General features: G+C 49.9%; 19 protein-coding genes, 1 pseudogene and 1 other annotated feature. Of the genes and pseudogenes, 9 read left to right on the forward strand and 11 right to left on the reverse strand.

Annotated elements, in window-relative coordinates; translation table 11 throughout:
- Positions 1-7 precede the first annotated feature (7 nt).
- The 7 genes from AACS05_RS14390 to AACS05_RS14420 all read left to right on the forward strand — a co-directional run bounded on the left by AACS05_RS14390 (position 8) and on the right by AACS05_RS14420 (position 5,994).
- The gene (locus AACS05_RS14390; RefSeq protein ID WP_045444536.1) at positions 8-1,120 is read left to right on the forward strand and encodes a 1-propanol dehydrogenase PduQ; all 1,113 of its coding nucleotides are present in this window, start codon (positions 8-10) and stop codon (positions 1,118-1,120) included.
- Positions 1,117-2,472, forward strand: coding sequence for a cobalamin reductase PduS (pduS, locus tag AACS05_RS14395; RefSeq protein WP_045444539.1), 1,356 nt, complete (start codon positions 1,117-1,119; stop codon positions 2,470-2,472). Before AACS05_RS14390 ends, pduS begins: the two co-directional genes overlap by 4 nt.
- A gap of 2 nt (positions 2,473-2,474) precedes the next feature.
- Entirely contained in the window at positions 2,475-3,029 is a 555-nt protein-coding gene (pduT, locus tag AACS05_RS14400) for a propanediol utilization microcompartment protein PduT (RefSeq protein ID WP_003030201.1), read from the forward strand.
- Positions 3,029-3,379: a propanediol utilization microcompartment protein PduU gene (gene pduU, locus AACS05_RS14405; RefSeq protein ID WP_032939586.1), complete on the forward strand. Its 351-nt coding sequence runs from the start codon at positions 3,029-3,031 to the stop codon at positions 3,377-3,379. Before pduT ends, pduU begins: the two co-directional genes overlap by 1 nt.
- Positions 3,380-3,383: 4 nt before the next feature.
- Positions 3,384-3,836: a propanediol utilization protein PduV gene (pduV, locus tag AACS05_RS14410; RefSeq protein ID WP_045444543.1), complete on the forward strand. Its 453-nt coding sequence runs from the start codon at positions 3,384-3,386 to the stop codon at positions 3,834-3,836.
- Entirely contained in the window at positions 3,821-5,035 is a 1,215-nt protein-coding gene (locus tag AACS05_RS14415) for an acetate/propionate family kinase (protein WP_045444545.1), read from the forward strand. Before pduV ends, AACS05_RS14415 begins: the two co-directional genes overlap by 16 nt.
- A gap of 92 nt (positions 5,036-5,127) precedes the next feature.
- Complete coding sequence (locus AACS05_RS14420; protein ID WP_045444548.1) at positions 5,128-5,994, forward strand: GHMP family kinase ATP-binding protein; 867 nt, start codon at positions 5,128-5,130, stop codon at positions 5,992-5,994.
- Between the two features lie 81 nt (positions 5,995-6,075).
- Here the strand turns inward: AACS05_RS14420 and AACS05_RS14425 are convergent, their stop codons facing one another.
- The 7 genes from AACS05_RS14425 to phsA all read right to left on the reverse strand — a co-directional run bounded on the left by AACS05_RS14425 (position 6,076) and on the right by phsA (position 13,365).
- The gene (locus AACS05_RS14425) at positions 6,076-6,411 is read right to left on the reverse strand and encodes a DUF496 family protein (protein ID WP_003834176.1); all 336 of its coding nucleotides are present in this window, start codon (positions 6,409-6,411) and stop codon (positions 6,076-6,078) included.
- A gap of 238 nt (positions 6,412-6,649) precedes the next feature.
- Positions 6,650-7,708 carry an FUSC family protein gene (locus AACS05_RS14430; RefSeq protein WP_045444553.1) on the reverse strand — a complete coding sequence of 353 codons (1,059 nt, stop codon included), beginning with the start codon at positions 7,706-7,708 and terminating at the stop codon, positions 6,650-6,652.
- Positions 7,709-7,815: 107 nt separating this feature from the next.
- Positions 7,816-8,283: a DNA gyrase inhibitor SbmC gene (sbmC, locus tag AACS05_RS14435; RefSeq protein WP_045444556.1), complete on the reverse strand. Its 468-nt coding sequence runs from the start codon at positions 8,281-8,283 to the stop codon at positions 7,816-7,818.
- 124 nt (positions 8,284-8,407) lie between these two features.
- On the reverse strand, positions 8,408-9,580 hold the full coding sequence (gene dacD, locus AACS05_RS14440; RefSeq protein WP_045444560.1) for a serine-type D-Ala-D-Ala carboxypeptidase DacD: 1,173 nt from the start codon (positions 9,578-9,580) through the stop codon (positions 8,408-8,410).
- A 154-nt stretch (positions 9,581-9,734) separates the two neighbouring features.
- Positions 9,735-10,502 (reverse strand): thiosulfate reductase cytochrome B subunit, encoded by a 768-nt coding sequence (gene phsC / locus AACS05_RS14445; protein WP_045444563.1) that lies wholly within the window; start codon positions 10,500-10,502, stop codon positions 9,735-9,737.
- Positions 10,499-11,077 carry a thiosulfate reductase electron transport protein PhsB gene (gene phsB / locus AACS05_RS14450; protein WP_045444566.1) on the reverse strand — a complete coding sequence of 193 codons (579 nt, stop codon included), beginning with the start codon at positions 11,075-11,077 and terminating at the stop codon, positions 10,499-10,501. Before phsB ends, phsC begins: the two co-directional genes overlap by 4 nt.
- 14 nt (positions 11,078-11,091) lie before the next feature.
- Entirely contained in the window at positions 11,092-13,365 is a 2,274-nt protein-coding gene (phsA, locus tag AACS05_RS14455) for a thiosulfate reductase PhsA (RefSeq protein ID WP_045444569.1), read from the reverse strand.
- A 398-nt stretch (positions 13,366-13,763) separates the two neighbouring features.
- Between phsA and sbcB the strand changes: the two genes are divergently transcribed.
- Positions 13,764-15,188, forward strand: coding sequence for an exodeoxyribonuclease I (gene sbcB, locus AACS05_RS14460; RefSeq protein ID WP_045444572.1), 1,425 nt, complete (start codon positions 13,764-13,766; stop codon positions 15,186-15,188).
- Positions 15,189-15,267: 79 nt separating this feature from the next.
- On the opposite strand, the gene plaP is transcribed toward sbcB, so the two are convergent.
- From plaP to AACS05_RS14480, 4 genes and pseudogenes are all read right to left on the reverse strand, one after another.
- Positions 15,268-16,626, reverse strand: a complete 1,359-nt coding sequence (gene plaP / locus AACS05_RS14465) for a putrescine/proton symporter PlaP (RefSeq protein WP_045444576.1) — start codon at positions 16,624-16,626, stop codon at positions 15,268-15,270.
- Positions 16,616-16,678 (reverse strand): membrane protein YoeI, encoded by a 63-nt coding sequence (gene yoeI, locus AACS05_RS14470; protein ID WP_101706264.1) that lies wholly within the window; start codon positions 16,676-16,678, stop codon positions 16,616-16,618. Before yoeI ends, plaP begins: the two co-directional genes overlap by 11 nt.
- 161 nt (positions 16,679-16,839) lie before the next feature.
- A pseudogene (locus tag AACS05_RS14475) lies at positions 16,840-17,830 on the reverse strand (LysR substrate-binding domain-containing protein).
- 41 nt (positions 17,831-17,871) lie between these two features.
- Positions 17,872-18,696, reverse strand: coding sequence for an SDR family oxidoreductase (locus tag AACS05_RS14480; RefSeq protein ID WP_045444581.1), 825 nt, complete (start codon positions 18,694-18,696; stop codon positions 17,872-17,874).
- Between the two features lie 174 nt (positions 18,697-18,870).
- On the opposite strand from AACS05_RS14480, the gene hisL reads away from it, so the two are divergent.
- The gene (hisL, locus tag AACS05_RS14485) at positions 18,871-18,918 is read left to right on the forward strand and encodes a his operon leader peptide (RefSeq protein ID WP_100250077.1); all 48 of its coding nucleotides are present in this window, start codon (positions 18,871-18,873) and stop codon (positions 18,916-18,918) included.
- Positions 18,894-19,016 (forward strand) — a sequence feature (His leader region). Its footprint overlaps the gene before it by 25 nt.
- Positions 19,017-19,024: the final 8 nt, after the last annotated feature.

A 19,024-nucleotide genomic window follows, 5' to 3' on the forward strand; every position in this document is an offset into this window, starting at 1 on the left:
GGCCGTAATGAATAGCTTTTCACTACAAACCCGATTGTACAGCGGCCAGGGAAGTCTGGAAGTGCTCAAGCGCTTCACAAATAAGCATATCTGGATCATCTGCGACGGTTTTCTGGCGCGCTCACCTCTGATTGACAAGCTGAGGAGTGCCCTGCCAGCGGATAATCGCATCAGCGTTTTCAGCGACATCACTCCCGATCCAACCATCGGTACGGTAGTTCAGGGGATTGCGCAAATGCACTCCCTGCAACCGGATGTTGTTATCGGCTTTGGTGGAGGCTCAGCGCTTGATGCAGCAAAAGCTATCGTCTGGTTCAGCCGACAGTTTGGCATCGAAATAGAAACCTGTGTGGCTATTCCAACCACCAGCGGCACAGGTTCTGAAGTGACCAGCGCTTGTGTGATTAGCGATCCGGATAAAGGTATTAAATATCCATTATTTAATAATGCTCTGTATCCAGATATGGCGGTACTTGATCCGACCCTGGTCGTCAGCGTGCCGCCAGCCATCACTGCAAATACCGGGATGGACGTACTGACGCACGCGCTGGAAGCTTATGTTTCAACGAAGGCCAGCGACTTCACCGATGCTCTCGCAGAAAAGGCGGCACAAATCGTCTTCCAGTATCTGCCCGTCGCGGTCAGTAAAGGCGATTGTCTGGCAACACGAGGAAAAATGCACAACGCCTCGACGCTTGCCGGAATGGCTTTTAGCCAGGCAGGACTCGGGATTAATCATGCGATAGCCCATCAGTTAGGCGGTCAGTTTCATCTGCCTCACGGCCTTGCCAATGCGCTAATACTGACTCCGGTCATTCAGTTTAACGCTCGTGATCCACGGGCAGCAAAGCGATACGCCCGATTTGCGAAAGCCTGTCACCTGTGCCCGGATAATGCTAACGATACAGCGGCACTCAATGCGCTAATTCATCATATTGAGCTGCTCAAAAAACAGTGTGCGTTACCCTCTTTTATTGACGCGCTTAAAGACGGAAAGCAAACCTGGTCACAGCGAATACCGTTGATGGTTCAGGCCGCGCTGGCTGATGTCACGCTGCAAACTAATCCTCGCGTAGCCAACGCCAGTGCCATCCAGGAACTGCTTGAGGAATTATTATGAATACAGCCATGACGGCAGAACCCACTCTTTATGATGCGCAAACGATACGCGATCGCGTTCGTGCTGCGGGTGTGGTGGGAGCCGGAGGCGCAGGGTTTCCTGCGCATGTCAAACTCCAGGCTCAGGTTGATACGTTTCTGGTGAATGCAGCAGAGTGCGAGCCAATGCTGAAAGTTGATCAGCAATTAATGGCTCTGCAGGCGGCCCGACTGGTCCGTGGCGTGCAGTATGCTATGAAAGCCACAGGGGCCAGTGCAGGCATAATTGCTCTTAAAGAAAAGTATCAGAAAGCTATCAAAGCCTTAACACCTCTCCTGCCTGCTGATATCCGGTTACACATGTTGCCTGATGTTTATCCGGCTGGTGACGAAGTTCTGACGATATGGATGGCAACCGGACGACGAGTCCCCCCTGCCGCATTGCCGGTCAGCGTCGGTGTAGTCGTCAATAACGTCCAGACCGTACTTAACATCGCCAGAGCCGTCGAGCAACAGTATCCCGTTACGCGTCGTACGCTGACCGTCAACGGCGCTGTAGCCAGGCCCGTAACCATAACGGTCCCTATCGGAATGTCTTTACGTGAAGTACTGGCCCTGGCTGGCGGATCCACCGTCGATGACCCTGGATTCATCAACGGTGGCCCCATGATGGGTAGCCTGATTACCTCCCTGGATACGCCGGTGAGCAAAACGACAGGCGGCCTGTTGGTTCTGCCAAAATCCCATGCGCTTATTCAACGGCGAATGCAGGATGAACGTACCGTACTTTCGGTGGCAAAAACCGTTTGTGAACAGTGCCGTTTGTGTACGGATCTGTGCCCAAGACATTTGATCGGCCATGAACTATCGCCTCATCTACTGGTCCGCGCGGTTAACTATCAGCAGGCCGCTACACCGCAATTGCTGCTCACTGCCCTGACCTGCTCAGAATGCAACGTCTGCGAAAGCGTTGCATGTCCGGTAGGCATCTCACCGATGCGTATTAATCGCATGCTTAAACGTGAGCTGCGTGCGCTAAACCATCGTTATGAAGGGCCACTCAACCCTGCTGATGAAATGGCGAAGTATCGCCTCATCCCGGTTACACGACTCATTACCAAACTGGGTCTAAGTGACTGGTACCACGACGCACCGTTAGCACCGACAGATTATTCAACAGATACAACGACGTTGCTGCTACGCCAACATATTGGTGCCAGCGCCATCCCTTGTGTGCAAAAAGGGGAACGAGTTGTTCGTGGCCAGTGTGTTGCCGATGTGCCAGCAGACGCATTAGGCGCCCCTGTTCACGCCAGTATTGACGGTATTGTCAGCGAGATAACTGATCAATCCATCACGGTAATTAGAGGTTAACCATGTCTCAGGCTATAGGTATTTTAGAACTCACCAGCATTGCCAAAGGGATGGAAGCCGGCGATGCCATGCTCAAAAGCGCGAATGTGAATTTACTGGTCAGCAAAACCATCTGTCCGGGCAAATTTTTACTCATGCTCGGCGGCGATGTTGGCGCTGTGCAACAGGCTATCGCCACTGGCACATCGCTTGCAGGTGATATGCTCGTTGACAGTCTGGTATTGCCAAATATTCATGCCAGCGTTCTGCCAGCAATCAGCGGTCTTAACAGCGTTGATAAACGTCAGGCGGTTGGGATTGTAGAAACCTGGAGCGTAGCCGCGTGTATCTGTGCCGCCGATCGCGCAGTTAAAGCCTCAAATGTCACGCTGGTACGGGTACATATGGCATTTGGCATTGGAGGCAAATGCTACATGGTGGTCGCGGGTGATGTTTCCGATGTGAATAACGCCGTGACGGTAGCCAGCGAAAGCGCAGGTGAAAAAGGACTGCTGGTCTATCGCTCTGTCATCCCGCGTCCGCATGAAAGCATGTGGCGACAAATGGTGGAGGGATAATGGAGAGGCAACCGACGACGGATCGCATGATCCAGGAATACGTACCGGGAAAACAGGTCACTCTGGCACATCTCATCGCCAATCCGGGTAAAGATTTATTCAAGAAGCTGGGATTACAGGACTCGGTTTCAGCTATTGGGATTTTAACCATTACACCAAGTGAAGCCTCAATTATTGCCTGTGACATCGCCACCAAATCCGGTGCAGTTGAGATAGGTTTTCTTGACCGTTTTACCGGCGCAGTCGTCCTGACAGGTGATGTTTCAGCGGTTGAATATGCGCTAAAACAGGTTACCCGCACGCTGGGCGAAATGATGCGTTTTACCGCGTGTCCCATTACACGGACTTAACACCATGAAACGCATAATGCTAATTGGACCCAGCCAGTGCGGTAAGACATCACTTACTCAATGTATGCGTGGTGAAGCACTTCATTACCAGAAAACTCAGGCCATTGTCTGGTCTCCTGCAGCAATAGACACACCGGGTGAATATATTGAGAACCGGTGCCTGTATAGCGCACTGCTGGCCAGTTCCTGTGAAGCCGACATTATCGCTCTGGTACTTAATGCTGATGCACCCTGGTCACCTTTTTCGCCTGGTTTTACTGGCCCGATGAACAGACCTGTTATCGGTCTGGTGACCAAAGCTGATTTAGCTAATCCGCAGCGTATTTCCCTCGTCGAAAACTGGTTGGTGCAGGCTGGAGCGCAAAAAGTCTTTATCACCAGCGCAGTGAACAATACCGGAGTGGATGAGATGTTCATTTTTCTGAATGCAAAGGAACCTTCATGTCTCACAAGATAATGGCTATTAACGCCGGCAGCTCTTCGCTGAAGTTTCAGTTACTGGCCATGCCGCAGGGTGAAATGCTGTGTCAGGGGTTGATCGAGCGTATCGGCATGACTGACGCACAGGTCACCATCAAAACACCAGTAGAAAAATGGCAGGAGATTTTGCCCGTTGCCGACCATCGGGATGCGGTAACCCTGTTACTGGAAAAACTGCTCAGCCATAAAATTATCAACAGTCTGGATGACATTGACGGTACGGGACATCGCGTTGCGCACGGCGGGGAATCTTTTAAAGATTCTGCCCTGGTGACCGAGGAAACACTGGCAGAAATCGAGCGTCTTGCAGAACTGGCACCGTTACATAACCCGGTTAATGCGCTCGGCATTGCTGTATTTCGCCAATTGCTGCCAAAAACGCCTGCTGTTGCCGTTTTTGACACCGCTTTCCATCAGACACTCGATGAGCCTTCTTTTATTTATCCCCTGCCCTGGCGGTATTACTCTGAGCTGGGAATTCGTCGCTACGGTTTTCATGGCACCAGCCATAAATATGTCAGCGCCGCACTGGCTGAAAAACTGGGTGTTCCTCTCAGCGCCCTGCGCGTTGTGTGCTGTCATCTGGGTAACGGGAGCAGTATCTGCGCCATCAAGGGCGGGCTGTCGGTTAATACATCAATGGGCTTTACCCCACAATCGGGCGTGATGATGGGCACTCGTAGTGGTGATATCGATCCGTCTATTCTGCCGTGGATTGCGATGCGTGAAGGCAAAACACCTCAGCAGCTCAATCAGTTACTCAATAATGAGTCAGGTTTGCTGGGTATTTCTGGCATTTCACCTGATTACCGTGACGTTGAACATGCTGCTGATAATGGAAACCATCAGGCAGCACTTGCGCTAACGCTGTTTGCCGAACGTATTCGGGCCACGATTGGCAGCTACATTATGCAAATGGGCGGTCTGGATGCACTGGTATTTACTGGTGGTATTGGCGAGAACTCTGCACGTGCTAGGGCCGCCATTTGTCGCAATTTGAATTTCTTAGGTTTGGCCGTTGATGAAGAAAAAAATCAGCGTAACGCGACCTTCATTCAGACAGAAAATGCGATGGTCAAAGTGGCCGTGATTAACACCAATGAAGAGCTAATGATAGCGCAGGACGTGATGCGAATAGCGATAGCAGAAACTGTGACATTGGACATCCCGGCCTAGTATTGCCGCACTGCAAATTGCGGCAAATCATGGTAATAGCGCGATCGCCATGACACTATGCGCCGAGGATTGCTGATCACAAAGGTGAAGACGTGGCTGTTGCGCAATGTCCCGCATCATGCGGAGAACTTATCCAGGGCTGGATTTTGGGCAGTGAGAAATTGGTCTCCTGCCCGGTTGAATGGTATAGCACCGTTGAGATCAGTTCAGGTTCACCGTTGACAGATGAGCGTCCCCTCTCTCGGGCGATGGTTGACCGGTTGTTGCAGCACTGGCAATACCCGGCACATGTCAGCCAGGATATCCGGATAGACATCCATTCAACAATCCCCATCGCCAAAGGTATGGCCAGCAGCACGGCGGATATTGCCGCCACGGCAATTGCTACGGCGCATCATCTGGGCCATCCGTTAGATGAATCGACACTGGCGCACCTTTGCGTTTCACTTGAGCCTACTGACAGTACCGTTTTTCGCCAGTTAACCCTTTTCGATCATAACGACGCCTCCACACAAATTGCCTGTGAAGCGCAGCCGCAACTCGACCTGTTAGTTCTCGAAAGCCCGGAAACGTTACGTACAGCAGACTATCATCGTATTCCTCGTCAGTCAGGATTACAGGCTGGCGCCCCTGCACTTAAGCGAGCATGGGAAAAAGTTCAGGAAGCCTGTATTTATCAAAACCCATACAGGATGGGCGAAGCGGCAACACTAAGCGCAATCGCCAGTCAGTTGTTGTTGCCAAAACCCGATTTCGACTCACTATTGGCGCTGGTAGAAGAATGTGATTTATACGGAGTGAATGTCGCGCACAGCGGCAGCGTTGTCGGCCTGATGCTGGACAGAAAACGTCACGATGTTGATTATATCAAATGGATGCTGGGGCAGAAGAAGCTGACAAGGCACTGGCCGGAACAGCATTTGCTAAGGATGGTAACTGGCGGGGTCGAGTTACAATAAGGGCCGCACCGCAGCCCTTATCATTATATACCTGTCATACTTCAATTTTGCCTGAAACCTGAAGGTTCAGGGTATAAAACGTTACTCTGCTTTCGCTTCGCCGTTTTTCACTTCGCCCATGGCTTTCAGCTTTTTAGAGATATCGCGACGCTCTTTTGAGATCTCAGCGTTTTTGATGATGTAATCATCCACGCGATCTTCGTAGTCACTTTTCATGCTGGCAATAATGCCCTGGATCGCTTCGACGCTCATGCCCGGCTTGATGTAGTCACTCAGGTTGTCCAGCAGCAGAACGCGTTTCTGGTTGTCACGGATCTTTTTCTCAACGTCCTGGATTTCACGTTGCAGTTTGTTCTTACGACGGAACAGACGAACAAATTCCAGCACGTCCTGGAAAGAAGGCTTGGTAGTTTCCATTTTTACACCCCTGATAATGTGAGATTCGGATTCGTTTAAACAACGGCTAAAGTGGGTCAACATTACTTTCATGCCCGCCATACTTCAAGTTGCATATGCATTGACAATACATGGTTGAAACCTGAATTATCGAGGGTAAAGCCATTGCAGTTAACAATGGTTTTAGCCTTTTTCAGTATCATACCCTTAATCCTTGCTGAATCGAAGCAGCAGGATAATCAATCCCCTCATCTGCTCTTTATTTGCGCAAAGCGCGACAGATTAAATGTGAGAGCAACTCCAGTTGTCGTGCCATTTCCATGTTCAGCCAGACATAGCCGTGAATGGGAGTCTCAGCGACATTATCGCCTTTATGCTCATCAATGAGCTTACGCAGCTCCGCTACGGTATCGTTGAGTTTTTCCGTATTGGCAAGCACTGGCTGCGGATTACCTTCATACAGAGCATGAGTTATCGTCAGTAATGCCTGTTGAGTTCTGAGCTGTGTTTCACGCAGTGTATGCGCATTCAGCATCACAAAGTGGCTGGTACGCGTTGCCCAAAGCGCATTAATTTGCAACTCGAGCATGCAAACCAGATTACGGTTAACAGTTTGAATAGCCTCAAATATAGACTTTTGGATATGCGTTTCTTTGCTGGCAGGGACGATGAGCCCGCGCATTTTGACAACGTCACTCAACAACTGCTGTAAATGTTTCTCCAGACGGGGTTGTTCGAGCAGGTTAGGCGACAGAGCAGCCTGGTACACGCGATTATACCCTGTAACACAATGCGCAAGTTGAATACGCCAGTGTATAAAAGCGCGTTGTGGCCAGATGCCGGTAAACAGCATCGCCAGTAGCGAACCCAGGATAACGTCACCACCACGCCAGAGTGCCGTATTCATATCGCCAGCAGGAGCTCCCACGACAACGGCAAGCGTAATGCCAATCAGCAGAGCCTGATAGGGCTTTTTGCCTAGAGCCAACCAGCCGCAGAGAAACATTGCCACCGCACACCATATCAACATTAACGGTAGTGAAAAGAGTTCCAGCCGCAGAGCCACCAGTCCCAGCACAGAGCCCAGAATCGTCCCACCAATGCGCTCAAAAGCCCTGGGAACCACATTACCCCAAAATGAAATAGGCCCCATGATCACGACCAGCGTGATTAGAGGCCATGTACCTTCAGGGATGTTCAGCAGCCGGACCAGCAGAAAAGTGAGAAGAAACGCCAGCGCAATGCGAATACCATGCACAACACGATAATGACGATACAAACGAATTTCAAAAGGACTCAGAGACTTATCTGCACGCACTCATGCACTCCGTCAGGGAATAGCAAAGAACGGAATTGTACCTGCTTTTTCAGTGAAAATATCACTGTAATGGTCAGGACTTTCATCCTGATTTACACAAAAAACAGTTACTTCGACTGCACTGGCACATACATTTCAATGTCCCAGTAACCATCTTCCGTACCATTGTTCATATAAATTTCAAAACAAGGTCTGGCCGATATCTGATACGTTGAGTCCTGCAACAGGAGATTAAAAAACTGATACCACGGTGTCGCAAAATCATGATTCTCAACGCGTGCAACGGCAACTGCATATTCACCACCCGCCAGTTCAGTCAGAGTCACTCCTTCACTGTTTTGTGGGATCACGAAACTATCAGGGACGGAAACTACAGTATCACAGCGGAGTTTATCTGCCGGAACAACGTCCGGGTTGTCGTAATAGACGGCAATCCATTCCAGCGGTGCGATATTCTTACTATCGACCCACATCATTAACTGCTCAAATCCCTGCTTTACCGTTTGTTCCCACGGTCCCACCATGTGAAAGCCGGCAATCCTGCGTTTTTCTACCTGCTTGATCTCATACTTCATATAGCCTCCATAATTACACTGTGTTTATATACAGTATAATTATTGCTTATTACGACAACAAGGAAACAGTGTTCATTATGTGAGCAGATTCGCACTCTTGCCAGTCAGAACCACAAGCAAATAATTACACTTTATGGTGAAAATAATCGCTCAGACGAGAAAACATGCCGCCTTCGCCAACTGACTCCAGCGTCATCAGCGGCCAGTGTGCCACGAGCTGATCTCGGTCATAGAGTTCAATTTCACCCACGCGTTGATGCGCAGCAATAGGGGCAACCAGTTCTTTCTTATCAAGCACATACTTTGCTTTAATGTTTTGAACTTCCGTTTTCGGCAGTGCCATCCAGAAATCCTGCTCAGTACCCAGGCTAATTTTTTCTTTATCGCCATACCAAATCCGCTCAACACCTACCTGCTTACCGCTACGCAAAATCTGCACTGTGTCGAAGTTTTGCTGTCCCCATAGCAACAGTTTGCGCGCCTGATCTTCGCGCCCTTTCGCACTCTCAGCGCCCATGACAACAGCAATCAAACGGCGCTGTCCATCAACAGCAGATGCGATTAGATTAAATCCGGCACCAGACGTGTGCCCCGTTTTCAACCCATCGACATTCATCGTCTTATCCCACAACAATCCGTTACGGTTCTGCTGCGTGATGCCATTCCATGTAAGGCTTTTCTCACTATACATATGGTAAAAATCAGGCTCTCCATGAATGATTGCCCGGGATAGCACGGCCAGATCGTAAGCAGAACTGTGCTGACCTGGCGCATCCAGTCCGTGTACCGTTTCGAAATGCGTGTCCTGAAGCTTTAGCTTTTTCACATAGCTGTTCATCATGTCGACAAACTGTGGCTGTCCACCGGCAATGTAATCAGCCAACGCGACACAGGCATCATTACCAGAATCGACAATTAAGCCGCGGCTTAAATCACGCACTGAAACACGATCGCCTTCTTTCAGGAACATTAATGATGAGCCCACGAATACCGGATTATCTTTTGCCCAGGCATCACGTCCAACGGTAACAATATCGGTCGGGCTGATGCGGTGGCTGTCGATTGCGCGATCAACAACATAACCTGTCATCAGTTTGGTGAGGCTGGCGGGATTGCGCTGCTGGTGTTCATTACCTGCGGTAAGAATTTGGCCCGTGGTGTAATCCATAAGCACCCACGCCCCGGCATTTATGGCTGGAGGCTGGGGAGCAAAACTGGTGACATCCGCCGCAAAGGCGGACGAAAAACTCATCGCGAACAGAGAAGCGGCAACAAACAAACGGCATTTCAACAGCATGTCCTCAGGAATAGGAGAAATAGCCGTTCTTTTTACGGAAGTTTAGTCGAATAAACAGGGATAAATTGCAAGAAAATGTGACATAAAGCACATTTTCTTGCAAGGTGATATGGGTGTTAAATGTACGTATCGTGCGCGATGCGTACTAGATTAATTACCCTTTACGTGGCTGCGCTTCTGTGTGATGACTACGATGACGATGATAACCATCAATCATGCTACGAAATATTTGTGTCGGCGTGTCGCCTAATGTGCACAGGTAAATATGTGCACAAATAAACAGAATGCCAACAATCGCTAACGCCATATGCAGCACTAACATTACCGGACCTGCTCCGATAACCTGCGGGTAAAGACACAGCAAACCGGTGATGATTAATAACGGAACCAGCGCATACATAATGGCCAGATATGCCAGTTGTTGCAGAGGGTTAAATTTATTATCCGCCGTAGCCGCAAAGGGATGCGCTTCGCCTTTCATGATCCCATACAGATAAAAGCGCGTTTGCAGCAAGCAGCGCGAAATCAGCCCGTTAAATTTCACACGGTAGTGACAGCCATTACCGCTGGTTGCGTTTATCAGCACAAAGCCAACCCAGAAGGCGAGCAATGCAAAGCCACACCAGGTATGCACCTGCACCATTAAGGCCACAGGGCCGACAGAAAAGTGACCAAATAAGCCGCTCAGCAGAAGCAGGATGAATAACAGTGCATTCCCCCAGTGCCAACGACGGACTGCTAACGAATAGAGGTAGTCACGATGCTCTTCTCCGCCTGCCGTTTTGGGTGCCAGCATCCGACGCAACAGTGCATGTGCGATCAGGCCAATAATCATCATCAGAATGATAACACCTGCATAAATGAGCCACAGCGGCCAGTAATCCGGCGCATAATTAAGCTCTGCTCCCCAGATAGCATTCATACTTTCCCCTCCTGATGGATCTCTTTACGTCGATAAAGACTCACCTCGCCACTTCGTTTTTCCTGCTGGCGATAAACCGCTTTTTGATTAATCCAGTGCTGAATTTCCGGGTCATCGCGGCGGCCAAATTTCAGCGCATCCGTCGGACAAACAGAAACACATGCTGGTGATTGTCCGGCATCCAGGCGGGTATCCGAGCAGAAGTTACATTTGTCAGCGATTCCTGTTTGCGGGTTAAGGTAGCGCACATGGAACGGACAAGCGGCGACACAATAGTCGCAGCCAATACAACGCGATTTGTCGACTTGTACAATGCCATTCTCATCACGGTAAGACGCGCCGGTCGGGCAGACGCTGACACAAGGCGCATCTTCACAATGCTGGCAGGAGACTCGCACAAACTGAAAATGAGACAGAACCTGAGGCTCATTTTCCGGTGAACGGATCTGCACCTGCAGCCGGCTGTAACCCTCGGGTACATCATTAAGTACTTTGCAGGCAACCGTACACGCCTGACAGCCAATACAGCGTTTCTCGTCATGCAGCATGACATAGGGGTTTGTTGAATGATTCATGATGTTCTCCTTTCTCATGCCCGACTCAGCGTAACGCCAGCAGTGTGAACCACCGTCCCGGAAACCGGACTGGTCACATGCGGAAGTAAATTACCGCAGTGAATACCATGCGTTGTCGCAGCCGTCCTGGCCCCGGCCTTGGCGCCAAATCCCATATAGACGAACAGCGTATCGGGTCGAATACCAGCTGTTACCAGTGCCTTACCTTTCTCTTTACCCGTCGCGTTTTCCAGCCAGATGTCGTCCCCGCTTTTGATCCCTTTTTCTTGTGCTGTTTTCGGGTGTATCCATACTGCGTTATCCCACATCAGCTCACTAAGCAGAGGAACATATTGCGTCGCACCGTTTGTGTGAACCGCCACTTTGCCCTGGATAAAATAGAGTTCGTTATCCCCCTTAAGCGCAAAATTACGGGCTCGCGGGCTACCGTAGCCGGGTAGTAATGTCTCCAGCTCTTCGGAATAAAGTTCGATTTTTCCTGACGGGGATTTGAATCGGAGTTGCTCGCCGTAAGTGCCGTCGCTGTCAACTGCTACCGCAGCGGGATACTGTGCCGTAAACTGGCGTACCATTTCAGGTTCGCGCAATAACAATGGGATGCCCCATTCGCGGTATCCCTTCTGGCGCAGTTCAGCAGATAAAGCATGGTCGCCATTCAGTTGATATAACTGCCGTGTTTGCATATCTTGCCACGGATAAAATTGTCCCAGCCCTAACTGTTCTCCCAGTTCTTTCCAGATCTGCCAGCTCGGACGCGCATCGCCAACAGGCTCAACAACCTGCTGACGCAGCGCATAGGCCGGATTTAACCCGGACATATCAGAAACCTCTTCATCGCGCTCGAGGTAGGTACACTCCGGAAGCAGATAATCGGCATACGCCGCACTTTCGCTTAAATAAACATCACAGCTGACCACAAGATCCAGTTGTTCAACGGTTTTGACCAAATCGGGTCGGCAGGTTACGGTTTGAAAAGGATTATGTCGGGACATAATCCATCCCTTCACCGGATATGGTGTCTGATTTAACACGGCATCGATAATACTCTGTACAACCCCACCGCCCGCCGCGATGTACTTAAACTGCGGCGCGACCATATCAATACGTTGTGCTGCAGGTTTCGCCAACTTGGCATCAGGTTTCGCCAGCACCGGGGCGACTTTTTCACCAGCCAGTTTGTTGTAGGTGGCGGCATTTTTTTTCTGGTACATACCACCTTCACGTTCAATATTCCCCATCAACACATTGAGGGTGAAAATCATCCGCCGCATGTCGATCTCTTCCTGAGAAAACGTCGCACGGTGGCCCGGACTGACGATGGCGTGAGGCGCACAAGCTGCCATTTCCCGGGTAACGCGGGTAATGACATCCGCAGGCACATCGGCCAGTTTTTGCGCCCATTCAGGGGTAGTCTCTTGTACTGCCTCGACCAGTTGCGCAAATCCCGTGGTGTAGCGTTCAACAAACTGTGCGTCATACAGCTTTTCTTTAATCATGACGTGGCACATGGCCATAAGCACCGGTAAATCACCACCAGGTTTGATCGCATGCCATTCATCCGCTTTACTGGAAAACACGGACAAACGAGGATCGAAGCTGACCATCTTCGCCCCCTTCTCCTGCGCGGTCATCAGTTCATGCGTGTCGGCAACCTCAATGCCTTCATACAAGTTATGACCAAAGGAAACCATATAGCGGGTATTGGCAATATCCATTGCTAAATCGCCCCCCATCATCACCTTAGCGGCAATAGATTTTCCTGCGGGACATGTTGAGGCGTGAGTGAAGGTATTAGGCGAACCAAAGGCCGTCGCCAGGTGAAATAAATGGCCGGAAAGCGAACCTGATTTAGAAGAGAACACAATGCCCTGGGGACCATACTGCTCTTTTATGGCACCCATTTTTTCAGCAATTTCTTTATAAGCCTGTTGCCAGCTAATGACCTGCCATTCACCGCTACCGCGGGGGCCGGTACGCTTCATCGGTTTAACGATACGATGTGGGTCGTTGACCAGGCTGACACCACTTCCCCCTCGCGCGCAAACTCGCGTACCTTGTTGAGGCGCATTGGGATTGCCCTGGATAAAAACGGTTTTATTATTAATAACTTGTGCTTGAATTGGGCAACGAAATGAACACATTTCGCACAGACTTGGCGTGAGCGCTGTTTTTCCTTTAATGCTCTCAGGCGAATTTCGCGCCAGTGCACCAGGTGGGAAACTTCCTATTGCGCAAGCAGAGCAACCAATCCCCACTCCTCGCAAAAAATTACGCCGACTAATGCTCATATAACCTCCTGTTATTAGATATATCCAATGATTATATGGCGTTTAAATTATTAGTTTTTAACATCACTCACATTTCATTACACTAAACCACCATTAATCATTAGAAATAAAAGCCTTTGTTTATAAAAGACTTTTAAAATTTCCAAAACACAACAATTAACCGTAAAAATAACAATAATTGTTCGCAATCAGATTTTTCTAAACACCAGCCTTCAGGAAAATTTATTCCGGTAATTTCCTTTAAAACTAAAAAAATAATTTATCTCATTTAATCAGCTCTTGTTTATCTCAATTTTAATGCGGCCAGTACCCAGGAATGATAATCACTTTGCTGATTACCGCGCTCATTTTTGGTATTCTTAGAAAAGCGCTAAATTGATCCCGGACATAACTGAACAATGAATGACGGCAAGCAGCACCCGACTTTTCTCTTCCACGATTACGAAACCTTTGGCACCCATCCGGCGCTGGACAGACCCGCACAGTTCGCAGCTATCCGCACAGATAGCGATTTCAACATTATTGGTGAACCTGAAGTCTTTTATTGCAAGCCTGCAGACGATTATCTGCCACAACCAGAGGCGGTACTGATCACCGGTATTACGCCGCAGGAAGCGCGTGAAAAGGGAGAGAATGAGGCTGCTTTTGCTGCACGTATTCACTCGCTGTTTACCGCGCCGAAAACCTGTATCCTGGGCTATAACAATGTCCGCTTCGATGATGAAGTGACACGCAATATTCTGTATCGCAATTTTTACGATCCTTATGCCTGGAGCTGGCAACACGATAATTCACGCTGGGATTTACTGGATGTGATGCGCGCATGTTATGCACTGCGTCCAGAAGGGATTAACTGGCCAGAAAACGACGACGGTTTGCCCAGCTTCCGGCTTGAACATTTGACCAAAGCCAACGGCATTGAACATGCCAATGCCCACGATGCGATGGCAGACGTCTACGCGACTATTGCAATGGCACAACTGGTTAAGTCACGTCAGCCGCGCCTGTTTGACTATCTTTATAGCCATCGTAATAAGCACAAACTGACCGCCCTGATTGACGTTCCACAAATGAAACCCCTGGTGCATGTCTCCGGCATGTTCGGCGCATGGCGAGGTAACACCAGTTGGGTCGCTCCGCTCGCCTGGCATCCGGACAATCGCAACGCGGTTATCATGGTCGATTTAGCTGGTGATATTTCTCCTCTGCTTGAGCTGGACAGCGACACTCTGCGCGAGCGCCTGTACACGGCTAAAGCCGACTTGGGCGATAACGTGGCGGTACCGGTAAAACTGGTGCACATCAACAAATGTCCGGTGCTGGCGCAAGCCAATACACTCCGCCCGGAAGATGCCGATCGCCTCGGGATTAACCGTCAGCATTGTCTGGATAATCTTAAAGTCCTGCGCGAAAACCCGCAGGTCCGCGATAAAGTAGTGGCCATTTTTGCCGAAGCTGAGCCTTTCGCCCCATCAGATAACGTGGATGCCCAACTGTATAACGGTTTTTTCAGTGATGCCGACCGCGCCGCGATGAAAATCGTTCTGGAGACCGACCCGCGTAATTTACCGGCACTGGACATCACCTTCGTCGATAAACGCATTGAAAAACTGCTGTTTAATTACCGCGCCCGCAACTTCCCCGGCACGCTGGATGAAACCGAACAACAGCGCTGGCTGGAACATCGCCGCCAGGTGTTCACTCCAGAGTTTTTGCAAAATTACGCCAATGAACTGCAGACACTGAGTCAGCAGCACGCTGATAACAAAGAGAAACTGATGCTGCTGAAATCGCTCTGGCAATACGCTGAAGAGATTGTGTAAAACGCAGACATAAAAAAACCGGAGAAATTCTCCGGTTTTTAATTATGCGCCGGGCAAACCGGCGCAGAAAAGTCAGTTGTTATGCAACATCTTCGTACTGCGGTACCGGGTTGCGGAAACTTTTGGTCACGCAAGCCAGGTAAATCAGACCAATACCAGCCCAGATCAGACCCAGAACCATAGAGCTCTCTTCCAGGTTCACCCACAGCGCACCAACGGTCAGCGCACCGCACATCGGCAGAAACAGGTACTGGAAGTGGTCTTTCAGCGTCTTGTTGCGCTTCTCACGGATCCAGAACTGGGAGATCACCGACAGGTTAACGAAGGTAAACGCCACCAGCGCACCAAAGTTAATCAGCGCCGTTGCCATCACCAGGTCGAAGTTGATTGCCAGCAGGGCAATCGCCCCAACCAGAATGATGTTCATGGACGGAGTACGCCATTTCGGGTGCACATAACCGAAGAAACTTTTCGGGAAGACACCGTCACGCCCCATCACATACATCAGACGCGCTACGCCTGCATGCGCCGCCATACCGGATGCCAGTACGGTAATGGTGGAGAAAATCAGTGCGCCAACCTGGAAGAACTTACCAGCTACATACAGCATAATTTCTGGCTGCGAAGCATCCGGGTCCTTGAAGCGCGAGATATCCGGGAAGTACAGCTGCAACAGATAGGTGGAGACAATAAAGATCAGGCCACCAATCAGCGCGGTCAGGAAGATAGCACGTGGAATTACGCGCTCGGCATCTTTAGTTTCTTCCGACAAGTTGCTGATGCCGTCAAATCCTGTAAAGGAGAAGCACAGAATCGTCGCACCGGTGATCATCGGAATAACGTGCGCATCGCCTGACCAGAATGGACGGGAACTCACCAGCGTACCGGCACCTTCGCCTTCAAATACACCGTAAACCACCATGCCCAAAATGACCGCAATCAGCACAACCTGCAACACCACAATCACGGTATTGAAGTTAGCGACGGATTTGAGACTACGCAGGTTGAATGCCGTCATAAACGCCACCAGGGCGATAACAAATACCCACGACGGAATCGAAGGCACGAGGGCTTCAAAGTAAATTTTTGCCAGCAGAATGTTGATCATCGGCGCGAACAGGTAATCGAGCAGAGAAGACCAACCCACCATAAAACCTACAGTAGGACTAATAGATTTCTGGGCATAGGTGTACGCAGAGCCAGCAGAAGGGTAACGACGTACCAGCTTCCCGTAGCTCAGCGCTGTAAACAGAATGGCGACCAGGGCGAAGGCATATGCCGTCGGCACGTGACCGTCTGTGAGGCCCGAAACGATACCAAATGTATCGAACAGCGTCATCGGCTGCATATAGGCAAGGCCCATCATAACAACCGGAACCAACGTAAGCGTTTTACGTAATTCCACGCGAGAGGTGTTTGGAGTAACGTTATGCGACATGGTCATTCCCCTTTACGGTGAACACCGTCGCGTAAGCAAAAAATTGCCCCATTTTTATGGATTCCTCAGCGACAACAACTGTCGGTTTTTAGTAAGTATCTATCCGGTACGAAGCCCGGCCTCTTTTATGAATGATTGGTTTGATGCAAAAAAATAACCGACGCGTATTAAAACGTCGGTTAATGTCATTTTTTGCAAGCGGCGTATTTTGCACTAAAGTGGGGAGAAATAACAAGAGAATGAGGCTACTGTATAATAATATTTTTTCTTAACTGTTTGATTTATAGGCAACCGTTTTTACATAGACACCCGCAATAGCACTATTTGCTAAAATCTCATCCCGCCACCAGACGCTTGCTAATCCAGAGGTCTGTTCATTCCAGCCAATCCACACCGGCTCAAACATAATTTGCGCGACCACTTTCTTCTCAATAAGCGCGCCACTGTCCAAAAATCGCTGTGCCAGATAACGCGGCATATAGCCACACCCCAGGCCACTAATTTGCAATTCCAGCTTGGTCTTAAAATCGAAAACAGTAATAGCTTCCTGATCATCAAATAACTGAGTTCCGGACGAATTCGCAGAATGCGCATTATCATTATCTCCCACAACGATAGCGCGATACCGTTTGATGGTTCGGCGATTCAATGGTTCTTCTTCCTGCGCCAACGGATGATGGGGAGCGACCACAAAAACCTGCTCAAGATCGCCTAAACGCGCAAAACCGAATTCGCTTGCCGAGGGCGGTTCGTGCATCGCACCGACAATAATATCTGCCCGCCCCTGGGTAAGAGCATCCCAGGAGCCTCCCAGCACGCCGTTAATAAATTTAAGGCGAGTCACACTGTGATGTTGGTAAAAAGACTCGATGAGCGGGGCAAGAAGCGAAAAGGGAAACGTATCATCCACACCGATAACCAGTTGGTTTTCCCAGCCCTCATGCAGTTTGATCGCCTGTTTTTCAAGTTCGCGGACGGTGTGCAGTACCTCCCTCCCCTTTTCCAGCAGCATCTGACCGGTACGGGTAAATTTCGCCCGATGTCCGCTACGATCCAGCAACTGAATATTGAGGTCGCTCTCCAACTTATGGACGGTATAGCTCAGCGCCGACGGCGTCTTAAACAATTTTGCCGACGCCGCCGCGAAGCTTCCCTCTTTCTCTAACGCATCAAGGATGATCAGAACGTCCAGCAGTGGTTTCATACTCGCCCCCTGGCGGTATACAGCGGCACTCTGCTGGTCTGTCACTCCATCGGCATCACCAGCGGATCAGGATACTGGTACTCGAACCCAAGCTCATTACAAATGCGGTTGCCATCAATGACTTTACCTTTACCGTTATCCACACTGTCCCGGAAAGTTGGCGGCTCCATACCCAACAAACGAGCCATCTGGGGATAGAACACATTACGCGCAGGATGCATAGGCGCACATATATTATAGATGTGTCCCCCTTTAGGTGCCTGTAACAACAAGGTGATTGCCGAAACAACATCATCCAGATGCACCAGATTAACCCCGTGTTGTCCGTCAGGAGCCGTTTTACCCGCAAAAAAACGGCCAGGGTGTCTTCCCGGTCCAACTAACCCGGCCAGACGCAGAATATCGACCGAGGTCCCCGGCAGGTTGTGCAGCCAGTCTTCCAGTTCTTTCAGAACGCGACCGCTTGCCGTAACCGGATTACGCGGCGAGCCCTCTTTTACCATCCCCTGTACATCGCCATAGACCGACGTAGAGCTGGTAAAAATAATCCGCGGAATACGATACGCCAGCGCACTGTCGACCAGTTCCTGCATCGCCTGCAGATAAAAATCCTCACCAGGACCGCTCCGGCGCGCGGGCAGCGTAATCACCAGCGCATCGGCGTCCATTAACGCATCAAGATCATCTGGCTCACAGACCAGTTCAGGCTCCAGGCGTAACGAGTAGCTCTCAATACCGCTCATTCGGGCCGCTTCTACACCATCCAAAGTGGTTTTGCTGCCGGTGACCTGCCAGCCTCTCGCCGCCAGTGACATGGCTAACGGCATGCCTAACCAACCTAACCCGACAATTGCGACCTTTTTCATGCCTTCTCTCCTGACTTTTGGCCTATAACTCAAGGCTACGCCAGCCCACGGTGGCTGACAATTCATAGTATCAATATGAAATGAATTAATGATCAAAAAAAGCCCTTGCTTTCCGTGGCTGAAGTGGTTTAGGTTAAAAGACATCAAATGAATAAGCATTCATCGAGAAATTTTATGACACGCGCTCAATTTAAACACCATCACCACCATCATCCTGACTAGTCTTTCAGGCGATGTGTGCTGGGAGACATTTAAATCTTCCAGTGGTGCATGAGCGTATGAGAGAGCCCCCGGAAGAATTCTTCCGGGGGCTTTTTTTTTGGCGCGC

Origin of the sequence: Citrobacter sp. S-77, from assembly GCF_963864895.1 — a bacterium.
GTDB lineage: Bacteria > Pseudomonadota > Gammaproteobacteria > Enterobacterales > Enterobacteriaceae > Citrobacter > Citrobacter murliniae.

Coding starts and splice junctions, on each gene's coding strand:
- AACS05_RS14390 (WP_045444536.1), top strand. CDS start 8: ATGAATAGCTTTTCACTACAAACCCGATTGTACAGCGGCCAGGGAAGT.
- AACS05_RS14425 (WP_003834176.1), bottom strand. CDS start 6,411: ATGGAAACTACCAAGCCTTCTTTCCAGGACGTGCTGGAATTTGTTCGT.
- sbmC (WP_045444556.1), bottom strand. CDS start 8,283: ATGAAGTATGAGATCAAGCAGGTAGAAAAACGCAGGATTGCCGGCTTT.
- phsA (WP_045444569.1), bottom strand. CDS start 13,365: ATGAGCATTAGTCGGCGTAATTTTTTGCGAGGAGTGGGGATTGGTTGC.
- pduT (WP_003030201.1), top strand. CDS start 2,475: ATGTCTCAGGCTATAGGTATTTTAGAACTCACCAGCATTGCCAAAGGG.
- pduU (WP_032939586.1), top strand. CDS start 3,029: ATGGAGAGGCAACCGACGACGGATCGCATGATCCAGGAATACGTACCG.
- phsB (WP_045444566.1), bottom strand. CDS start 11,077: ATGAATCATTCAACAAACCCCTATGTCATGCTGCATGACGAGAAACGC.
- AACS05_RS14415 (WP_045444545.1), top strand. CDS start 3,821: ATGTCTCACAAGATAATGGCTATTAACGCCGGCAGCTCTTCGCTGAAG.
- sbcB (WP_045444572.1), top strand. CDS start 13,764: ATGAATGACGGCAAGCAGCACCCGACTTTTCTCTTCCACGATTACGAA.
- pduS (WP_045444539.1), top strand. CDS start 1,117: ATGAATACAGCCATGACGGCAGAACCCACTCTTTATGATGCGCAAACG.
- plaP (WP_045444576.1), bottom strand. CDS start 16,626: ATGTCGCATAACGTTACTCCAAACACCTCTCGCGTGGAATTACGTAAA.
- phsC (WP_045444563.1), bottom strand. CDS start 10,502: ATGAATGCTATCTGGGGAGCAGAGCTTAATTATGCGCCGGATTACTGG.
- AACS05_RS14480 (WP_045444581.1), bottom strand. CDS start 18,696: ATGAAAAAGGTCGCAATTGTCGGGTTAGGTTGGTTAGGCATGCCGTTA.
- dacD (WP_045444560.1), bottom strand. CDS start 9,580: ATGCTGTTGAAATGCCGTTTGTTTGTTGCCGCTTCTCTGTTCGCGATG.
- pduV (WP_045444543.1), top strand. CDS start 3,384: ATGAAACGCATAATGCTAATTGGACCCAGCCAGTGCGGTAAGACATCA.